This is a genomic window from Burkholderia sp. AU16741 (assembly GCF_002223345.1).
In the GTDB taxonomy this organism is placed as follows: Bacteria; Pseudomonadota; Gammaproteobacteria; order Burkholderiales; family Burkholderiaceae; genus Burkholderia; species Burkholderia sola.
Genome location: NZ_NKEZ01000003.1, coordinates 1,812,057 through 1,832,450, shown reverse-complemented (window position 1 = coordinate 1,832,450; position 20,394 = coordinate 1,812,057). Strand labels below are relative to the sequence as shown.

15 protein-coding genes and 1 tRNA gene are annotated in these 20,394 nt (G+C 67.3%); 8 read left to right on the top strand and 8 right to left on the bottom strand.

Translation table 11 applies throughout. The features are described from left to right. The first annotated feature begins 94 nt into the window (after positions 1–94). On the top strand, positions 95–922 hold the full coding sequence (locus tag CFB89_RS10945) for an EI24 domain-containing protein (protein WP_089467830.1): 828 nt from the start codon (positions 95–97) through the stop codon (positions 920–922). After that, entirely contained in the window at positions 919–1,734 is an 816-nt protein-coding gene (locus CFB89_RS10940) for a molybdopterin-binding protein (protein ID WP_089467829.1), read from the top strand. The genes CFB89_RS10945 and CFB89_RS10940 overlap by 4 nt, the downstream gene beginning before the upstream one ends. Positions 1,735–1,856: 122 nt before the next feature. Here CFB89_RS10940 and CFB89_RS10935 read toward each other — a convergent pair whose 3' ends face one another. Next, positions 1,857–2,321, bottom strand: coding sequence for a rhodanese-like domain-containing protein (locus tag CFB89_RS10935; RefSeq protein ID WP_089467828.1), 465 nt, complete (start codon positions 2,319–2,321; stop codon positions 1,857–1,859). Positions 2,322–2,727: 406 nt separating this feature from the next. Here CFB89_RS10935 and glnA point away from each other — a divergent pair, with 406 nt between their 5' ends. The 4 genes from glnA (at position 2,728) to CFB89_RS10915 (ending at position 9,200) form a co-directional block, all read left to right on the top strand. After that, complete coding sequence (gene glnA, locus CFB89_RS10930) at positions 2,728–4,143, top strand: type I glutamate--ammonia ligase (protein WP_017331833.1); 1,416 nt, start codon at positions 2,728–2,730, stop codon at positions 4,141–4,143. 161 nt (positions 4,144–4,304) lie between these two features. After that, the gene (gene glnL / locus CFB89_RS10925; protein WP_179233407.1) at positions 4,305–5,447 is read left to right on the top strand and encodes a nitrogen regulation protein NR(II); all 1,143 of its coding nucleotides are present in this window, start codon (positions 4,305–4,307) and stop codon (positions 5,445–5,447) included. A gap of 37 nt (positions 5,448–5,484) precedes the next feature. After that, positions 5,485–6,999 carry a nitrogen regulation protein NR(I) gene (ntrC, locus tag CFB89_RS10920; RefSeq protein WP_089467827.1) on the top strand — a complete coding sequence of 505 codons (1,515 nt, stop codon included), beginning with the start codon at positions 5,485–5,487 and terminating at the stop codon, positions 6,997–6,999. A gap of 92 nt (positions 7,000–7,091) precedes the next feature. After that, positions 7,092–9,200 (top strand): prolyl oligopeptidase family protein, encoded by a 2,109-nt coding sequence (locus CFB89_RS10915; protein ID WP_089467826.1) that lies wholly within the window; start codon positions 7,092–7,094, stop codon positions 9,198–9,200. 52 nt (positions 9,201–9,252) lie between these two features. Here CFB89_RS10915 and xth read toward each other — a convergent pair whose 3' ends face one another. Further along, entirely contained in the window at positions 9,253–10,029 is a 777-nt protein-coding gene (gene xth, locus CFB89_RS10910; protein ID WP_089467989.1) for an exodeoxyribonuclease III, read from the bottom strand. Positions 10,030–10,213: 184 nt separating this feature from the next. On the opposite strand from xth, the gene CFB89_RS10905 reads away from it, so the two are divergent. Beyond that, positions 10,214–10,290, top strand: a tRNA-Met gene (locus CFB89_RS10905). A gap of 99 nt (positions 10,291–10,389) precedes the next feature. Here the strand turns inward: CFB89_RS10905 and CFB89_RS10900 are convergent. Both CFB89_RS10900 and CFB89_RS10890 read right to left on the bottom strand, forming a co-directional pair. Further along, positions 10,390–11,193, bottom strand: a complete 804-nt coding sequence (locus CFB89_RS10900) for a DUF3472 domain-containing protein (RefSeq protein WP_089467825.1) — start codon at positions 11,191–11,193, stop codon at positions 10,390–10,392. Between the two features lie 295 nt (positions 11,194–11,488). Then, the gene (locus CFB89_RS10890) at positions 11,489–12,181 is read right to left on the bottom strand and encodes an aspartate/glutamate racemase family protein (protein WP_089467823.1); all 693 of its coding nucleotides are present in this window, start codon (positions 12,179–12,181) and stop codon (positions 11,489–11,491) included. Positions 12,182–12,341: 160 nt separating this feature from the next. Between CFB89_RS10890 and dinB the strand changes: the two genes are divergently transcribed. After that, positions 12,342–13,517, top strand: coding sequence for a DNA polymerase IV (gene dinB / locus CFB89_RS10885; RefSeq protein WP_089467822.1), 1,176 nt, complete (start codon positions 12,342–12,344; stop codon positions 13,515–13,517). 67 nt (positions 13,518–13,584) lie between these two features. Here dinB and CFB89_RS10880 read toward each other — a convergent pair whose 3' ends face one another. From CFB89_RS10880 to fixL, 4 genes are all read right to left on the bottom strand, one after another. Continuing rightward, the gene (locus tag CFB89_RS10880) at positions 13,585–15,672 is read right to left on the bottom strand and encodes a M3 family metallopeptidase (protein WP_089467821.1); all 2,088 of its coding nucleotides are present in this window, start codon (positions 15,670–15,672) and stop codon (positions 13,585–13,587) included. 283 nt (positions 15,673–15,955) lie between these two features. Then, entirely contained in the window at positions 15,956–16,816 is an 861-nt protein-coding gene (gene folD, locus CFB89_RS10875; protein WP_089467820.1) for a bifunctional methylenetetrahydrofolate dehydrogenase/methenyltetrahydrofolate cyclohydrolase FolD, read from the bottom strand. 247 nt (positions 16,817–17,063) lie between these two features. Then, positions 17,064–17,702 (bottom strand): oxygen response regulator transcription factor FixJ, encoded by a 639-nt coding sequence (gene fixJ, locus CFB89_RS10870; RefSeq protein WP_089467819.1) that lies wholly within the window; start codon positions 17,700–17,702, stop codon positions 17,064–17,066. Continuing rightward, complete coding sequence (fixL, locus tag CFB89_RS10865) at positions 17,699–20,215, bottom strand: oxygen sensor histidine kinase FixL (protein ID WP_089467818.1); 2,517 nt, start codon at positions 20,213–20,215, stop codon at positions 17,699–17,701. The genes fixJ and fixL overlap by 4 nt, the downstream gene beginning before the upstream one ends. Between the last annotated feature and the right edge of the window lie 179 nt (positions 20,216–20,394).

Sequence of the window (20,394 nt, the reverse complement as noted above, 5' to 3'; positions counted from 1 at the left end):
TTCCCACGCGGCCTGCCTGCGCTTTGGCGCACGCGGGCCGCGTGGTTTATCCTTTCCCCGTTTTTCTCCGTCAATCCAGATTTCATAGGCTCGCATGAACGACCTGCTGCGTTCCTTCGTCCGGGCGCTCGCCAGCGCGCTGCACCCGCGCATGCTGTGGCTCACCCTGATGCCGTTCGTCGTGTCGGCGCTGCTGTGGGGCGTCGTGCTGTGGTTCTCGTGGCAGACGCTGCTGGATCTCGCGCGCGGCGCGCTCGACGGTTTCGTGCTGACGGCCGCGCTGTATCGCGCGTTCGATGCGATCGGCATGTCGCAGCTGCATGCGGTCGTCGCGCCGTTCGTGGTCGTGTCGCTCGCGATTCCGCTGATCGTGCTGACCGTGCTGCTGCTGATCGCGACGATCTCGATGCCGGTCGTGATCAAGCACCTGTCGAACCGGCAGTTCGCGGCGCTCGAGCCGAAGCGGGGCGGCACCTTCTTCGGCAGCGTGGTCAATTCGCTCGGCGCGGCGATCGTCGGCGTCGTGCTGCTCGTCGTCACGATCCCGCTGTGGCTGATCCCGCCGTTCTTCGCGCTGCTGCCGCCGGTGATCTGGGGCTGGCTCACGTACCGCGTGATGACCTACGACGCGCTCGCGCTGCATGCGAGCCGCGACGAGCGCCGCGCGCTCGTGCGCCGGCACCGCTGGCCGCTGATCGGCATCGGCGTCGCGACCGGGCTGCTCGGCACCGTGCCGACCTTCGTGTGGGTGTCGTCGGTCTGGATGATGGTGCTGTTCCCGTTCGTGGCAGCGGCGATGATCTGGGTTTACGCTTTCATCCTCGTCTTCTCGGCGCTGTGGTTCGGGCACTACTGCCTGCGCGTGCTGGAAGACCTGCGCGCCAGTGCGCGCGCCACCGCAATCGACATGGGGCAGGCATGAGCATCGGCATCATCATCATCGGCGACGAAATCCTTTCGGGCCGCCGGCAGGACAAGCATCTGGCGAAGGTCATCGAGCTGCTCGGCGTGCGCGGGCTCGCGCTCGACTGGGCCGAATACGTCGGCGACGATCCGGCGCGCATCACCGCGACGCTCGCGCGCGCGATCGCGTCGGGCGACATCGTGTTCTCGACGGGCGGGATCGGCGCCACGCCGGACGACCATACGCGCCAGTGCGCGGCCGCCGCGCTCGGCGTGCCGCTCGAGCTGCATCCGGACGCGAAGGTGCTGATTTCGGAGCGCATTCGCGAAACGCATACCGATCCGGCCACGCCGGTCGACTTCGAGTCGCCGGAGAACCAGCATCGCTTCAACATGGGCGTGTTCCCGGCCGGCGCGACGATCATCCCGAACGGCTACAACCGGATTCCGGGCTTCTCGGTCGGCGATCTCCACTTCGTGCCGGGCTTCCCGGTGATGGCGTGGCCGATGATCGAATGGGTGCTCGACACGAAGTACGCGCATCTGCATCACGCGACGCCGCATGCCGAGCGCTCGCTGTACGTGTTCGAGCTGCCGGAATCGACGCTCACGCCGTTGATGGAGAAGATCGAGCGCGATTTCCCGGGCGTGCGCGTGTTCAGCCTGCCGAGCGTCGGCGACGCGGAGCGCGGCGGCATCTATGCGCGCCGTCACATCGATCTCGGCGTGAAGGGCGAGCCGGAAGCGGTCGCGGCCGCGTTCGTGAAGCTGCGCGAAGGCGTGCACCTGCTCGGCGGAGACGTCGTGGAGCCCGATACGCCGCGCGCGTGAGCGGCGGCCCGCAACGACACGGCCGCACCAAAAGCAACGGGCCGCGCAATGCGGCCCGTCATCGGCATGTCATCGCCCGGCTCGACGATGAGGCTGTCGCAACCGGTGGGCGCGGCGCGCCGTCAGGCGCCGATCCACGGCAGTTTGCGGAAGCACCAGCCGTCGACCGTCTTGCGGTGGCCTTCGGCGTCCTTCGCGCCTTCGAAGCCTTCGAGCAGGTCGAACGCCTTCGTGAAGCCGGCCTGCGCGGACGCGACCGCCGCGAGCTTCGAGCGCGCGGCGCTGCGGCACAGGAACAGGATGGGCGTATCGGCCGGGAGGGCCGCCTTCAGTTCGTTGACGAATTCGGCATTCGGCACGCCGCCCGGGTAGCGCGCCCATTCGACGTGCAGGTACTGGCCGTCGCCGACGAGCGGGCGGCCGATCCAGTCGAGTTCGGCGCGCGTGCGCACGTCGACGAGGCGCGCCGACGGGTCGAGCTGCAGCAGTTCGAATGCCTCGACCGGCAGCAGCGCGCCGGCATAGTCGAGCGCGCCTTGTGCGCGGCGTTCGTCGGCCTTCGCGTAAAGCTGGTCCAGCGTACTCATGGCGGGGAGTCTCCGTATCGGTCAAACGGTCATTCTAGCGCGACGGCGCCGCACGGAAGTCCGCATGCGGCACGGTGCGCGTGGCGGCCACGGGATCACCAAAAAGGTGCAGAATGGCCGGCATGCACCAGAACGGACGCATGGTGCCGACGGACCCACCAGATTGCACCATTCCGGTGCTATGGCGCATGCGCCGGTGCGGCGCCCGGCCCCGGAATCGCGCAACGAAGCCCCGCTGCGGCGCGGGCCGGCGTGATTCGCGTCGGTTTTGCGATGGTTGGCACGGAAGCTGCTATATAGAATTCGGTCGAATCGGGGCGCGCTGCGCCAAAGCAAGACCCCGGTCAGCTCGATAAACGAGGCGGTTTCCCAGTCCGCCGGAATTGTTCAATCAGGAGAAGAGGTTATGAGTAAAACCGTCGCCGACGTCATGCAGCTCGTGAAGGACGAGGACGTCAAGTTTGTCGATTTCCGCTTCACGGATACGCGCGGCAAGGAACAGCACGTGTCGGTGCCGGTTTCGGCGTTTGACGAAGACAAGTTCGAAAGCGGTCATGCATTCGACGGTTCGTCGATCGCGGGCTGGAAGGGCATCGAGGCGTCGGACATGCTGCTCATGCCGGATCCGAGCGCTGCCTTCGTCGACCCGTTCTACGAAGAGTCGACCCTCGTGCTGACCTGCGACGTGGTCGAGCCGGCCGACGGCAAGGGCTACGAGCGCGATCCGCGTTCGCTCGCGAAGCGCGGCGAAGCGTACCTGAAGAGCACGGGCATCGGCGACACGGCGTACTTCGGTCCGGAACCGGAATTCTTCATTTTCGACTCGGTCCAGTGGAACACGGACATGTCGGGCTGCTTCGTGAAGATCAACTCGGAAGAAGCGCCGTGGTCGGCAGGCAAGGAATTCGAAGGCGGCAACACGGGCCACCGTCCTGGCACGAAGGGCGGCTACTTCCCGGTCGCGCCGGTCGACACGTTCCAGGACATGCGTTCGGAAATGTGCCTGCTGCTCGAACAGCTCGGCATCCCGGTCGAAGTGCACCACCACGAAGTGGCGGGCCAGGGCCAGAACGAAATCGGCACGAAGTTCTCGACGCTGGTTCAGCGCGCCGACTGGACGCAATGGTCGAAGTACATCATCCATAACGTCGCGCACTCGTACGGCAAGACGGCGACGTTCATGCCGAAGCCGGTGGTCGGCGACAACGGTTCGGGCATGCACGTTCACCAGTCGATCTGGAAGGACGGCCAGAACCTGTTCGCGGGCAACGGCTACGCCGGCCTGTCGGAACTGGCGCTGTTCTACATCGGCGGCATCATCAAGCACGCCCGTGCACTGAACGCGATCACGAACCCGACGACGAACTCGTACAAGCGTCTGGTCCCGCACTTCGAAGCACCGGTCAAGCTCGCTTACTCGGCACGCAACCGTTCGGCATCGATCCGCATTCCGCACGTGTCGAACCCGAAGGGCCGCCGTATCGAAACGCGCTTCCCGGATCCGATGGCGAACCCGTACCTGTGCTTCACGGCGCTGATGATGGCCGGCCTCGACGGGATCCAGAACAAGATCCACCCGGGCGAAGCCGCGGACAAGAACCTGTACGACCTGCCGCCGGAAGAGGATGCAAAGATCCCGACCGTGTGCGCGGGCCTCGACCAGGCACTCGAAGCGCTCGACAAGGATCGCGAATTCCTGACGCGCGGCGGCGTGTTCACCGACGGCATGATCGACGCGTACCTCGCGCTGAAGGAGCAGGAGCTGGCGAAGTTCCGCATGACGACGCACCCGATCGAGTTCGAGATGTACTACTCGCTCTAATCGGCGATGGCGCTTCGATTCAGCGCCGTCATGCCGGTTCGTTCCCGTCGCGCGGCTTGCGGCGGGAACGGCGGAGTCTGAAAGGGGACGGCGTCCGGCCGTCCCTTTTTTGTTCCGACGATTTTCATTTTCTGGCCCGGTGAGGCGCGACAAGCACGCAGATGGTTCTGAAGAATCTGATCAAGGCGAAAACGGGGCAGCCCGAACGACTGACGGACGACGAGCGGCTCGCGCGCTCGGGTCTGCTGGCGGGGCTCGAAGCGCTGCCGACGGTCGTGATCGTGCTCGACCGCAAGACGCTGCGGGTCGCGTTCGCGAACCCGTCCGCGGAGGCGATGCTCGACATCTCGCGGCGGCAGCTCGCGCAGCGGCCGTGGGGCGAGATTTTCCCGAACGCGAACGAGCTCGCGTCGACGATCACCGCGATCGGCCAGGAACGCTTTCACGCGACGCACCTCGATACCGTGCTCGACCGGCCCGGCCGCGAACCGCTGCACGTGCATGCGATCGTCGGCTTCCTCGAGAACGCGCCCGATTTCGTGCTCGTCGAGCTGTTCGAGAACGAACGGCAGTCGCGCACCGATCGGGAAGAGCGCATCCACGACCTGACCGCGGTCAACAAGCAACTGATCCGCAACCTCGCGCACGAGATCAAGAACCCGCTCGGCGGCATTCGCGGCGCAGCCCAACTGCTCGAATTCGAACTGGGCGAGCGCGAGCGCGGCGAGTTGCGCGAATACACGCAGGTGATCATCAAGGAGTCCGACCGCCTGCAGACGCTCGTCGACCGGTTGCTGGAGCCGCACCGGCATCCGCACATTGTCGGCGACGTGAACATTCACGAAGTATGCGAACGCGTGCGCGCGGTGATGCTCGCGGAATTCCCGCGCGGGCTCACGATCGAGCGCGATTACGACGTGAGCGTGCCGGACCTGCGCGGCGACAAGGAGCAGTTGATCCAGGCGCTATTGAACATCGTGCGCAACGCGGCGCAGGCGCTGCGCGAACGGATCGCGCAGGGCGACGCGAAGATCGAGCTGCGCACGCGCATCGCGCGCAAGATCACGATCGCGAAACGCCTGTACAAGCTGGCACTGGACTTGCACGTGGTCGATAACGGGCCCGGCATTCCGGAGGAGATCCGCGACCGGATCTTCTACCCGCTCGTGTCCGGACGCGACGACGGCAGCGGCCTCGGCCTCACGCTCGCGCAGACCTTCGTGCAGCAGCACGACGGGATGATCGAGGTCGAAAGCCGGCCCGGACGTACCGAATTTCAGATTCTGCTGCCGCTCGACCATTGAGCGGCGGCATTGCGATTCACCCATACCTGACCGACCTATGAAGCCGATCTGGATAGTAGACGACGACCAATCGATCCGCTGGGTGCTTGAAAAGGCACTCGCCCGGGACAGCTTCGCGACGAAGAGCTTCGCGAACGTGCGCGACGCGCTGGCCGCGCTCGACCACGAGACGCCGCAGGTGCTCGTGTCCGACATCCGGATGCCGGGCGGCTCGGGCCTCGAGTTGCTGCAGGCGATGCACGAGCGGCTGCCGGGCCTGCCCGTCATCATCATGACGGCGTTCTCCGATCTCGACAGCGCCGTCGCGGCGTTCCAGGGCGGCGCGTTCGAATATCTCGCGAAGCCGTTCGACGTCGACAAGGCGGTCGAGCTGATCCGTCGCGCGGTGGAAGAAAGCCTGCGCGGCGGTGCGCCGCAGGACGAGCGCGTGGCCGAGGCGCCCGAGATGCTCGGCCAGGCGCCCGCGATGCAGGACATGTTCCGCGCGATCGGCCGGCTGTCGCATTCGGCCGCGACGGTGCTGATCACCGGCGAATCCGGCACCGGCAAGGAGCTCGTCGCGCGGGCGCTGCACCGTCACAGCCCGCGCGCGAACGGGCCGTTCATCGCGCTGAACACGGCGGCGATTCCGAAGGACCTGCTCGAATCCGAACTGTTCGGCCACGAGCGCGGTGCGTTCACCGGCGCGCAGACGACGCGGCAGGGCCGCTTCGAGCAGGCCGAGAACGGCACGCTGTTCCTCGACGAAATCGGCGACATGCCGTTCGACCTGCAGACGCGCCTGTTGCGCGTGCTGTCGGACGGGCAGTTCTATCGGGTCGGCGGCCACAACCCGCTGCGCGCGAACGTACGCGTGATCGCGGCGACGCACCAGAATCTCGAGTCGCGCGTGCGGCAGGGGCTGTTCCGCGAGGACCTTTACCACCGGCTCAACGTGATCCGGCTGCGCCTGCCGCCGCTGCGCGAACGCAGCGAGGACATCGCGCTGCTCACGCGCCACTTCCTGCAGAAGAGCGCGCGCGATCTCGGCGTCGAGCCGAAGCGCGTGTCCGACGACGCGCTCGCGTACCTGACGTCGCTGCCGTTTCCCGGCAACGTGCGGCAGCTCGAGAACCTCGCGAACTGGCTGACCGTGATGGCGCCCGCGCAGACGGTCGAGATCAAGGATCTGCCGCCCGACCTCGTGCCGGCCGGTGCGCCGGTCGTCGCGACGGGCGACGGCGCGGACGTGCACGGCGGCGGCAGCCACGCGACGGCGGCGCCTGCCGCGATCGGTGCAGCCCCGACGGCCGCGCCCGCCGCCAGCGCGGCGAACGGCGGCGCGCCGGCCGGCTACCCGCTGTGGGAGCACGGGCTGCGCACCGAAGTCGCGCGGTTGTTGCGCGAGAACTCGGCCGACGTGATGGACGAACTCGCACGCCGCTTCGAGGCGGCCGTGATCCGCGAGGCGCTCGACTTCACGCGCGGCCGCAAGGTCGAGGCCGCGGAGCGGCTCGGCATCGGCCGCAACACGATCACGCGCAAGATCCAGGAACTCCATCTGGAGCCCTGACCGAGCACGATTCGCGGCATGCGCGGGCCCGCGCATGCCGCGATCGGACATAATCGCGGTTTGCACGCCGTTTGCCATTCCGCCGATCCTCCATGTCCGATTCCTTCCGCTGGCCCGCCGGGGCCGACCCGTTCCGTTTCCTCGAAGCGCTCGACAGCAAGCGCGCCCGCACGTGGGTCGACGAGCAGAATGCGCGCACGCGCGCCGCGCTGCGCGACGACGATGAATATCGTGCGCTGACCGCGCGTCTCGCGAAAGCGTATCTGCCGCGCGAACGCCCGGTGATTCCGACCCGCTGGCGCGACTGGGCGTACGACCTGTGGCAGGACGATCTCCATCCGAAGGGACTGTGGCGCCGCACGCGCTGGGCCGACTGGCGGGCCGGGCAGCCGGCGTGGGAAACGCTGCTCGACGTCGACGCGCTCGGCGCGGAGGAGGGCGAGTCGTGGGTGTTCGAGCACGACGCGATCCTGTATCCGGACGGCGATCGGGTGCTGCTGTCGCTGTCGCCGGGCGGCGCCGACGCGGTCGTCGTGCGCGAATTCGATCTCGTCGAGCGTCGTTTCGTCGACGGCGGTTTCACGATCGACGCGCCGGGCCATCACACGGTCGGCTGGATCGACCGCGACACCGTGTACGTGAGCTGGGATCGCGGCGAAGCGCATGCGACCGCGGCCGGTTATCCGTATGAAGCGCGGCGCTGGGTGCGCGGCACCGCGCTCGCCGATGCGCCCGTCGTATTCAGCGGCGAGCCGGACGACATCAGCGCCGGCGCATGGTACGACCCGATCGACCGCCGCCATGTCGCGTGGCGCAGCGTCGACTTCTTCGACGCGCACGCGTACCGGCTGACCGACGCGGGCGAATGGGCGCGCTACGACGTGCCGACGCATGTCGAGGTCGGGTTCTGGGAAGGCTGGCTCGTGCTGGAGCCGCGCCTCGACTGGGATTGCAACGGCGTGCACCACGCGGGCGGCTCGCTGCTCGCGATCCGCGAGCAGGCGTTCCTCGCCGGCGCGCGCGAATTCACGACGCTATTCGCGCCGCAGCCGACGACGTCCGCCTGCACGTGGACGCACACGCGCACGACGCTGATCGCGAGCTGGCTCGACGACGTGCACAACCGCACGATGCTGTGGCAGCCGCGGCAGGCCGACGACGGGTCGTGGACGTGGGACGCGCGGCCGTTCGACTGGCCGGGGGACGCGCAGATCGACGTCGAACCCGTCGAGTCGACGTTGAACGACGAGGTGTACGTCGACGTCGACACCTATCTCGATCCACCCGAATGCTGGCTCGCCGACCTTGCCGATCGCGCGGCCGATGCGCGGTCGCGCCGCGTGCTGCTCGACCGGCCGCCGGTGCAGTTCGACGCGGCCGGGCTCGTCGTGCGCCGCGCGAGCGCACGTTCGCGCGACGGCACGGTGGTGCCGTACACGCTGATCGGCCCGCGCGATGCGCTCGATGCACCGGAAGGCGTGGCGCGCGTCGCGCGGCCGTGCCTGCTGTCGGGCTACGGCGGCTTTGCGATTCCGAACCTGCCGGGCTACAGCGATGCGTTCGGGATCGGCTGGCTCGAGCGCGGCGGCGTGATGGCGTTTGCGCACATCCGCGGCGGCGGCGAGTTCGGGCCGCGCTGGCACGTCGACGCGCAGCGCGAACACCGGCAGCGTTCGTTCGACGATTTCATCGCGGTCGCCGAGAATCTGGTCGCGACCGGCGTGACGCGCGCCGCGCAGCTCGGGATCGAGGGCGGCAGCAACGGCGGGCTGCTGGTTGCCGCGTGCATGATGCAGCGGCCCGAGCTGTTCGGCGCGGTGCTGTGCCGCGTGCCGCTGCTCGACATGCAGCGCTATCCGAAACTGCACGCGGGCGCCGCGTGGCTCGACGAATACGGCGACCCGGACGATCCGCGCGAAGGCGCGGCGCTGGCCGCGTATTCGCCGTATCACCGCGTGCGCGAAGGCGTCGCGTATCCGCCATTGCTGCTGACGACGTCGACGCGCGACGACCGCGTGCATCCCGCGCATGCGCGCAAGATGGCCGCGCGCATGCAGGCGCTCGGTCACGAACGGGTGTGGTACTGGGAGAACACCGACGGCGGCCACGGCAGCGCCGACGATCTCGAACGCGCGGAAGCCGACGCAGCCGAATTCGGCTTCCTGTGGGCCCATCTCGGGCCGGCGCCCGCGCGGCGCTGATCGCGCGCGGGCCGCCTGGGGCCTGTTGTCAGCGTGAACAGGCCCTGGACGATCAGCCGACGATCGCGACGACGGGCGTGTGGTCGGACGGCTGTTCCCACGTGCGCGGCACGCGATCGACCTCGCACGACGTGCAGGTCGCCGCGAGCGCCGGCGACAGCAGGATGTGGTCGATGCGCAGCCCCGCGTTGCGGCGGAACGCCATCATCCGGTAGTCCCACCACGTGAAGGTTTTCTCGGGCTGTTCGAAACGGCGGAACGCATCGACGAAGCCGAGTTCGATCAGCTGCGCGAAGTGCGCGCGCTCCTGCGGCGACACGAGGTTCTGGCCTTCCCATTTCGCGGGATCGTGCACGTCGCGGTCTTCCGGCGCGATGTTGTAGTCGCCGAGCAGCGCGAGCTTCGGGTAGCGCTGCAGCTCGGTGCGCAGCCACGCCTGCAGCGCGTCGAGCCACTGCATCTTGTAGACGAACTTGTCGGAGTCGAGCGCCTGGCCGTTCGGGAAGTACGCGGACACGATGCGCACGCCGTCGATCGTCGCGGCGATCACGCGCTGCTGCGAATCGTCGAAGCCGGGGATGTTGCGCACGACGTCCGATTCGTCGACGGCGAGCGTGTCGCGCGCGAGGATCGCGACGCCGTTGTAGGTCTTCTGGCCGGTGAACCAGCTGCGGTAGCCGGCCGCCTCGAGATCGGCGCGCGGGAATTTCTCGTCCGGCAGCTTCAGTTCCTGCAGGCACAGTACGTCGGCTCCGCTTTGCGCGAGCCAGTCGAGCACGTGCTGTTTGCGGACGTTGAGCGAGTTGACGTTCCAGGTGGCGATTTTCATGAACGGGAAGGGTGCGTGCGGCGTGAATGCGAAGGCCGCCATCTTACCGCGAGCATGGGGTGCGAACGCGCGCGTCATGCGGGTTCGGGCACGATTCGCGCATCGCCTCGTAGGCAGCGGACGCAGAAATTGTGACAAAAGTATTGACGTGAGTACTTCCTCACCCTACAATTTATTTCTCTGACGCGGGGTGGAGCAGTCTGGCAGCTCGTCGGGCTCATAACCCGAAGGTCACAGGTTCAAATCCTGTCCCCGCAACCAAGCACACCAGGCGATGTGCCGCGCAATTGACCGATGCGCACTTCGTCTACGAAAAACCCGGCTCCGTGCCGGGTTTTTTGTTTTTCGCGTCCGGCTTCGTTATTTCGGTGCGCCGGGGCTCCCCGGCAGGAAGCCGTTCTCGAGCAGATAGGTCGTCGTGTTGACCAGCGTGGCCCGCCCGTTGGGCGTGCCCGACAGCACCGCGCACTTGTCCTTGCCCGTATTCAGCCGGATCGATCGCTCGGCCGTCGGGTAGTCCACATCCTTCAGGTAAAAATGCGGCAGCGACGTCGTGTGGCGCGCGTACGGCACGCATGGGCGTTGCATCGGGTCCTTCGACGCCGCGTTGAACGGCAAGTACTCGTCGAACAGATAAGCCGAGCTCGACAGGCCGCCCCAGTCGGCCGGCACTGCAATGCTGCCCGTCGGCGTCGTGGTACCGGTGGCGACGTCCGTGATGAAGCCGTCGACGGTGGAGCGCCCGTCGCTGCGATCGGCCTGCTTCACGGTGATCTGCAGCCGATAGGCATGGCCGGTTTTCCACGGGTAAGCGATCGAGCACGACGTTCCGGCACCGCCGTCGGCGCCGCTGCGGCAATTCGCGGACAGCGGCGTCGTACCGGTGCCGAACGCGCTGAAGATCACCAGGTTGCTGCCTTGCGTGCGCGGCTGGATGCCGGTGTAGATCGGGTGCCCGCCGTGGTCGGACGACACCTGGTTGGCCCAGTAGTAACTGCGGTTGGCGTTGGTCGGCACGACTTCGGGCGTGATCTCCCACGTCATGCGATCGAAGCCGTCCCTGGGCGTCGAGGCCGCCGATGCGGTGATGTTGGGGTCGGCGTGCGCCGTGAGCGTGGACGAGACGGCGAGCAACGCGCCGAGTGCGATGCTGAGTTTCTTCATCTTCCTGTTTCCGGTTGGTGGAAAAGAGACCGCGACGAGCAGCGTCGAATGGGCGCCGCTGCTCGCGTACCAATTTGCGGTCACTTTATTACCAATGGATAACCAGTCGTGTCGGCGCGCCCGCGCGAACTGCGTCGGGTGATTCGCGGGCCGGGCGCGCCAGGCCCGTGTGGCGGGCGAGAGCACGGAGTCGGGCGCGCGGCGAGGCGCGCCCCGGGAGAATGAATCCCGCGGCGCGGAACAATGCGGCGATGCCATCCGGCGACGGTTGCCGCTGCGCGATGGCGCGCGTCGTTCAACGCGCGGCCCACTCGACGGCCGCCTTCGCGTGCAGCGCGGTCGTATCGAATACCGGCAGCGGCGAATCGTCCGCGCCGATCAGCAGCGTGATTTCCGTACAGCCGAGGATCACGGCCTGCGCGCCGTGCTTCGCCAGTTCGTCGATGATCGACACATACGTTGCGCGCGAGGCTGCCGAGACGACGCCATGGCACAGCTCGTCGTAGATGATCCGGTGCACGTCGTCGCGCCCGCGTTCGTCCGGCACCATCACGTCGAGCCCGAACTTCCCGCGCAGCCGTTGCGCATAGAACGGCAGCTCCATCGTGTAGCGCGTGCCGAGCAGGGCGACGCGCTCGACGCCTGCGTCGCGCAGTGCGTTGCCGGTCGGGTCGGCGATGTGCAGGAACGGCAGCGTCACCGCGGCTTCGATCGCGTCGTGCACGCGATGCATCGTATTGGTCGTCAGGACGACGAGATCGGCGCCGGCCGCTTCGAGCTGCCGCGCGGCGTCGGCCATCCGTTCGCCGAGCGCGGCCCAGTCGTGCGTGCGCTGCAGCGCTTCGATCTCGGCGAAGTCGACCGTGACCAGCACGCTCTTCGCGTTGTGATGGCCGCCGTGCAATGCCTTCGAGTGCCGGTTGATCATCCGGTAGTACTCCGCCGACGATTCCCAGCTCATGCCGCCGATCAGTCCGATCGTTTTCATCCGTCACCTTTGCGTTTCGTGTACCGCGGCAGACGAGTATAGGCGTCGCTGCCCGCGCCCGGCCGGTACGGTCCGCGCAAACCGGGCCGGTACGGCGCAGCCGATCTTGGGTGGCCGGGCGGCCGACTCCGGACAATACGCGGCAGTTGAAACCGGCACTGTGTTTTTGTACAGTATCGGCACCGTGAGCCCGACCACCATCCCGCCTGCCGATCCGCCCCAGCCGCCGCCCGGCGACGCGCTGCCGCGCATGCGCAAGATCATTCACTGCGACTGCGACTGTTTCTACGCATCGGTCGAGATGCGCGACGACCCGTCGCTGCGCAACCGGCCGCTCGCGGTCGGCGGCCGGCCCGACCAGCGCGGCGTGATCGCGACCTGCAACTACGAGGCGCGGCGCTACGGCGTGCATTCGGCGATGTCGTCGGCGCTGGCGATGCGCAAATGTCCGGACCTGCTGATCCTGCCGTCCGCGATGGACAAGTATCGTGCGGCGTCGCGGCAGATCATGGCGATCTATCGCGACTACACGCCCGACGTCGAGCCACTGTCGCTCGACGAGGCGTATCTCGACGTCAGCGGGTCGGAACGCTGCCAGGGCAGTGCGACGCTGATTGCGCGCGAGATCCGCGAGCGGGTGCGCGATACGGTCGGCGTGACCGTGTCGGCGGGCGTCGCGCCGAACAAGTTCATCGCGAAGATCGCGTCCGACTGGAACAAGCCCGACGGGCTGTTCGTCGTGCGGCCGCGCGAGATCGACGCGTTCGTCGCGGCGCTGCCGGTGCGCAAGCTGCATGGCGTCGGCAAGGTGACGGCCACGCGGCTCGACCGGCTCGGCATCCAGACCTGCGCGCAGTTGCGCGACTGGCCGCTGATCGACCTGCACCGCGAATTCGGCGCGTTCGGGCGCCGGTTGTACGAACTGTCGCGCGGGATCGACGAGCGGCCCGTGCAGGCCGACCAGGAGCGCAAGTCGGTCAGCGTCGAGACGACCTACGTGACCGACCTGACGACGCTCGAGCAATGCGCGGACGAAATCCGCCGCCTCGTCGTGCAACTCGACGCGCGCATCGATCGCGCCGGCGCCGCGCGGTCGATCCGCAAGCTGTACGTGAAGATCCGCTTCGCCGATTTCCAGCGCACGACGGTCGAGTGCGTGGCCGACGCGACGAATGCCGAGACGGCCGTCACGCTGCTCGCGAAGGGGTTGTCGCGGCGCGCGCAGCCGGTGCGGCTGCTCGGCGTCGGCGTGCGCATCGACGAGGACACGGCCGAGCGCCACGGGCAGTTCCTGCTGTTCGACGACGCAGTGGGCGACGACACGCCCACGCCATGAAAAAAGGCACCGCCGAAGCGGTGCCTGTCGATGCAGCCTGAACGGCCGGAAGGGCCGGGCCGCGCGCTCAGTGCGCGGCCTCGGCCATCCCGTTGTGGCGCAGCAGCGCGTCGATCTGCGGCTCGCGGCCGCGGAACGCCTTGAACGACTCCATTGCCGGACGGCTGCCGCCGACCTCGAGGATTTCTCGGCGATAGCGCGTGCCGGTTGCCGCGTCGAGCACGCTGCCGCCGGTGGCGGCCGCTTCCTCGAACGCCGCGTACGCGTCGGCCGACAGCACCTCGGCCCACTTGTAGCTGTAGTAGCCGGCCGCGTAGCCGCCCGCGAAGATGTGGCTGAACGTGTTCGGCCAGCGCGAGAACGCCGCCTGCGGGATCACGTGATAGCGCTCGTTGATCTCGCGCGCGAACGCGGTCACGCCGGTGGCGCCGGCCGGGTCGAAGTCGACGTGCAGCAGCATGTCGAACATCGAGAACACGATCTGGCGCAGCGTGCCGAGCCCGCTCTGGAAATTCTTCGCGGCGATCATCTTGTCGAACAGCTCGCGCGGCAGCGACGCGCCCGTATCGACGTGCGACGACATCGACGACAGCACGTCCCATTCCCAGCAGAAGTTCTCCATGAACTGCGACGGCAGTTCGACCGCATCCCATTCGACGCCGTTGATGCCCGACACGCCGAGCTCGTCGACGCGCGTGAGCATGTGGTGCAGCCCGTGGCCGAATTCATGGAACAGCGTGATGACCTCGTCGTGCGTGAAGCACGCGGGCTTGCCGCCCACCGGCGCGGAGAAGTTGCAGGTCAGGTACGCGACGGGCGTCTGCACGTCGCTGCCGCGCTTCGCGCGCGAACGCGCATCGTCCATCCACGCGCCGCCGCGCTTGCCTTCGCGGGCGTACAGGTCGAGATAGAACTGCGCGACGAGCGAGCCGTCGCGGTTCTCGACGCGGAAGAAGCGCACGTCCTTGTGCCACACCGGCGCGTCGTCCGGCTTGATCTTCACGCCGAACAGCGTTTCGGTGACGGTGAACAGGCCCTTCAGCGCGGCCGGTTCCGGGAAGTACTGCTTGACCTCGTTTTCCGAGAACGCGTAGCGCTGCTGGCGGAGCTTCTCGGCCGCGTACGCGACATCCCACGGCGCGAGTTCGGCGAGGCCGAGCTCCTTCGCGGCGAACGTGCGCAGCTCGTCCCAGTCCTTGTCCGCGTGCGGGCGGGCACGTGTCGCGAGATCCTCGAGGAACGCGATCACCTGCTGCGGCGATTCGGCCATCTTCGGCGCGAGCGACACTTCGGCGAAGTTGCGGTAGCCGAGCATCTGCGCCTCTTCGCGGCGCAGCTTCAGTGCGTCGGCGACGATCGCCGTGTTGTCCCATTCGGCCTTGCCGGCCCCGTACTGCGGCCCGAGCTCCGACGCACGCGTCGCATAGGCACGGTAGAGCGTTTCGCGCAGCGCGCGGTTGTCCGCGTACTGCAGCACCGGGAAGTACGACGGGAAATGCAGCGTGAATTTCCAGCCTTCCTTGCCGTCCTTCTGCGCGGCTTCGCGGGCGGCCTCGATCGCGTCGCCGGGCAGGCCGGCGAGCTCGGCTTCGTCCTTCGCGAAGTACGCGTACGCATTGGTCGCGTCGAGCACGTGATCGGAGAATGCCTTCGACAGCGCGGCCTGCTGTTCCTGCAATTCCGCGAAGCGCGGCTTCTGGTCCTCGGGCAGTTCGGCGCCCGACAGGCGGAAGTCGCGCAGCGCATTGTCGAGGATCTTCTTGCGCTCGGCGGACAGCGTCGCGTATTCGGCGCTGGCGGCGATCGCCTTGTACTTTTCGTACAGCGCGAGATTCTGGCCGACGCTCGACCAGAACTCGGTCACGCGCGGCAGGTTTTCACCGTAGGCGGCGCGCAGTTCGGGCGTGTCGGCGACCGCATTCAGGTGGCCGACGATGCCCCACGCGCGGCCGAGCGGCTCCGTGGCCCGCTCGACCGTCTCGACGACGGCGGCCCAGGTCGACGGCGTCTCGCTCGCGCTCGCCGTTTCGACCGCACGGCCGGCGGCATCGAGCAGCGTATCGAGCGCGGGCGTCACGTGTTCCGGGCGGATCTCTCCGAAACGGGGCAGGCCGGAGAAGTCGAGGAGCGGATTGGGGTTGGCGCTGGCGGACATTAAGACTCCCTGTCTGTTGCCGGATGAACCGGGGTGAAAAGGGTGAGGCGCGATGAGGCGGCGCCCGATACCGACATTATTGGGGCGCATCGTGCGCTTTCCAATCGTTAGTTTCTAATGACGCGATTGACGCAGGGTCGGATGCGGGCGGCCGGCAAGGTGCGGCCGGCAAGGCGCGGCCGGCGAGGCGCGTCCCGCGCGCCGGCAGGCGCGATGCAGCCGCGCGACGGCGGCTGGCGAGGCGCCGGCGCGCGCAACCGCCGCCGGCCGGGCAAATGCAGCGTCAGGCTGCGGCGGCCGCCGCGCGTTCGGCGGATTCGATCGTGTTGATCAGCAGCATCGTGATCGTCATCGGGCCGACGCCGCCCGGCACCGGCGTGATGTAGCCGGCGACTTCCTTCACGCCCGCGAAATCGACGTCGCCGCACAGCTTGCCCGCGTCATCGCGGTTCATGCCGACGTCGATCACCGTCGCGCCCGGCTTCACCATGTCGGCGGTGAGAATGTTGCGCTTGCCGACCGCGGCGACCACGATGTCGGCCTGGCGCGTATGCGCGGCGAGGTCGCGCGTCTTGCTGTGGCAGATCGTCACGGTCGCGCCGGCGTCGAGCAGCATCATCGCCATCGGCTTGCCGACGATGTTCGAGCGGCCGATCACCACCGCATTCGCGCCTTGCAGCGCGATGCCGTGCGCTTCGAACATCTTCATCACGCCGTACGGCGTGCACGGACGGAACAGCGGCTTGCCGGTCATCAGCGCGCCCGCGTTCGCGACGTGAAAGCCGTCGACGTCCTTCTCCGGCGCGATCGCCTCGATCACCTTGTGGCTGTCGATATGCGCGGGCAGCGGCAGCTGGACGAGGATGCCGTGGATCTTCGGGTCGCGGTTCAGTTCGTCGATGCGCGCGAGCAGGTCGGCTTCCGACAGCGTGGCCGGGTACGCATCCTTCTGCGAGAAGAAGCCGTTGTCCTCGCATGCCTTGATCTTGTTGCGCACGTAGACTTCGCTCGCCGGGTTCGCGCCGACGAGGATCACCGCGAGACCGGGCTGGTGGCCGCGGGCGGTCAGCGCGGCGGCGCGTTCGGCGGCCTGGGCGCGCAAGGTCTTCGAAAGGGCGTTGCCGTCGATGAGGAGGGCTGTCATGGTGGTGGGTCCTGCCGGGAAGTTGGAATGCGGGCGTACGGCGCTCGAAGCGCCGTAGCAAAGCACGTAATTATACCGTTCGCCTGCCGCCGTCCGACAGCGAATCAACGGGAAGCGTCATGGCCGCGGCGCGCGTGCGCCGGGAGGAACGGCCGCCGCCGCGCGAGTGGGCCGCATCGCGCGGGGCGGCAAATACCGGTTGCGGGCCGGCCGGGGCGGGCCGTGCCGCCGCGGCCGGAGAACCCGCTCAGGCCTGCTTCTTCGACAGCGCGAGGCGCAGCAGGTCGGCCACCGTGTTGACGTTGAGCTTTTCCATGATGTTCGCGCGGTGTGCCTCGACCGTCTTGATGCTGATGCCGAGGTCGTCGGCGATCTGCTTGTTCAGGCGGCCCGCGATGATCCGTTCGAGCACCTGCTGCTCGCGCGCGGTCAGCTTCGACAGGCGTTCGCTCGCGGCACGCTGCTCCTGGACGCTCTTGCTTTCGCTTCGGGCCTTGTCGAGCATCCGCTCGACGAGCTTGCGCAGCTCGGCTTCGTCGAACGGTTTCTCGATAAAGTCCATCGCACCCTTTTTCATCGTCGACACGGCCATCGGCGCGTCGCCGTGGCCCGTGACGAAGATGATCGGCAGCGCGGCATTGTCGGCGATCAGGCGTTCCTGCAATTCGAGGCCGCTCATGCCGGACATCCGCACGTCGAGGATCAGGCACGCGATCTGGCCGGCCTGCTGCGCCGGCTGATACGCATCGAGGAACTGCTCGGCGCTCGAGAAGCATTGCACGCGATAACCGTTCGCCTCCAGCAGCCAGCGCAGCGAGTCCCGTACGGCCTCGTCGTCGTCGACGACAAAGACGGTTTCCTGAGTGGTGGTGACAGGGCTATTCATAGTTCTCCCGTAACGGTATGTGATGCCGATGCCTCGCGCCCCCCTTGGCCGAGATCAGCGGGTTCCCCAATGGGCAGGCTGCAGTGGAACGTCGCGCCGGAAATGCGGCCATCCGGCTCGACGTTGTTGACCACCCACAGACGCCCCCGATGCGATTCGATGATCGAACGGCAGATGTTCAGCCCCATGCCCATGCCATCGGACTTGGTGCTGTAAAACGGTTCGAACAGGCGCTCGGCGGTCGCTTCGTCGACGCCCGGGCCCTGGTCGATCACACGGATGTCGACGAAGCCGGCGTCGATGTCGGCGACGACGCGGATCACGCCGTCCACCGACGCGGGTTTCACGTCGGCCATCGCCTCGGCTGCGTTTTTCATCAGGTTCACGAGCACCTGCTCGATCAACACGGGGTCGACATAAATAATAGGCATTCTTGCGAGGATTTCCGTGACGATCCGGATCCTGCGCTTCCTGGCCTCGATTTCGGCGAGCCCGACCGCGTCGGCGACGATGTCCGCGACCCGCGCCGGCTGGCGCTTCGGCTCGCTGCGCTTCACGAATTCGCGGATCCGCTTGACGATCATCCCCGCGCGCAGCGCCTGCTGCGCGGTCTTTTCCAGCGCGGGCTGGAGCGTCTCGGGCGTGCCGCGGCCGCTCTTCACGAGCGCGAGCGTGCCCGAACAGTAGTTGTTGATCGCGGCGAGCGGCTGATTCAATTCGTGAGCAATCGACGACGCCATTTCGCCCATCGTCATCAATCGGCTCGTGAACTGCAGCTTTTCTTCCTGCTGGTGCGCAAGTTCCTGCGCCTTCTTGCGGGTCGTGATGTCGGTCGCGATCTGCATCTGCGCGAGGTGGCCGTCCACCCACTGGATGTACTGACGACGCACCTCGAACCACTTCTGGATGCTCTCGACGTACACCTCCTGCGCGTCCGCCGTGCTGCTCGTCAGCGCGGCGGCGGGCAGGCCCGCGAACGCGTCGACCATGTCGATCGAGTCGGACGAGGCCTGCGCGCGGTCGAAGCCGCCGCCGGACAACTCCAGATGGCCGTCCGGGCGAATGCCGAACAGGTGGCGGTAGTAGCGGTTCGCGAACAGCAGCTCGGCTTCGTCGGCGGCGAGCACCGACACCGCGGCGTCGAGGCTTTCGAGCACCGTCGTGAAGCGTTCGTGCGCGGCCGCGAGTTCTTCCCGCGCGCGCTTCGGCTCGGTGATGTCGGTCATCGACGACATCCAGCCTGTCTGGCGGCCCGAACTGTCGATCAGCGGCGACACGTACAGGCGTGCATGGAACAGCGTGCCGTTCTTGCGCCGCACGCGCAGCTCGAAGCCCGAACTCGGCGCCTTGCCGCGCAGCGTCATGTCGAGCTGGCGCTGCATTTCGGGGTACGCGTCGCGCGGCCAGTACGGGAACGGCGCGACCTTGCCGACCAGATCGGTCTCGTCCCAGCCGGTCATCCGGCAGAACGCGGGGTTCACGTGCGTGATGCGGCCGTGCATGTCGAGCACGCGCATGCCGATCAGCACCGAGTTTTCCATCGCGCGGCGGAAGAACGCTTCCGCGTACAGCGCCTGCTGCGCCTCGAAGCGCTGGCGGGTGTGCTTCCACAGGCTCCAGAGGCTCCACAGCACGAAGCACGACAGGCCGGCGACGAGCCACACGAGCGTGTTGTTGGTCAGGTTCGTGAGTTGCGGGAACGCATACACGCGCACCGTCAGCCCCTGGCCGGGCGGGTCGAGCGGGAGATCGTAGTGCGAGTCGCGCGGCAGGCGCGGGCGCGTCGACGTGGACGACAGTTCGCGGTTGTTCGAATCGGTGATCGAGATCTTGTACTTCGACGACAGTTCCTGCGGAATGTCGTGCTTCAGGATGCCCTCGACCGAAAACACCGCGGCGAGCGAGCCGAGATATTCGCGGTCGCCGCGCATCACGGGCGTTTGCAACGTGATGAAGCCGTTGCCGAACTCGTCGTAGATCAGCGGCGAATAGGCCTGGCGGCGCGTGCTGCGCGCCTCGTCGTACGCGCCGCGCACGGCGTCCTGCATCTGCGCGTCGCCGGGCTTCGCGAGCCGCTGCCCGAGCAGCGGCGGATGCACGGTCGGCCAGCGCTGCACGCCCGGCGCCGTGTACCAGTTCAGGTAGAGGATTTCCGGATGCGTCTGCATCACGTCCGCGACGGCCATCTGGAACGCGTTCTGGTCGAGGCGGCCGGATGCGAGGTCGCGCGACAGCGCCTGCAACTGTTCCTGCGCGCCCGTCATCGACAGGCGGATCTGCTGCTGGGCCCACGCGACGTTGCGAAACAGGGTGTCTTCCTGCTGCTGCTGTTCGCGCCGGTTGAGGCTCCACAGGATGAGGCTCATCACGACGAGGAACACCAGGATCGACAGCAGCGGTGTCAGCAAATAGGAATTGGACCACCACGGTCCGTGGTGCCAACGAGACGGCTGCGACTCCGCCGGCGGGCCCGGCGGTCGCGCCGAGCGTGCGAAAAGCCGATCGGTCAACATGGCAGGATTGTAGCGCAGCGCAATACATGGAAAACCGATGCCGGATATGTTGAACGGAAACGGTTTTGTTCCGACGAGACGGGCCGCGGAGCCCCGGAATATGGGTGCAGCGCAGCAATATTTCGCATGACGAGAAAAGATCTCATAATTCGAAAATTGTGTTGCGCGCGGCCGTCCAC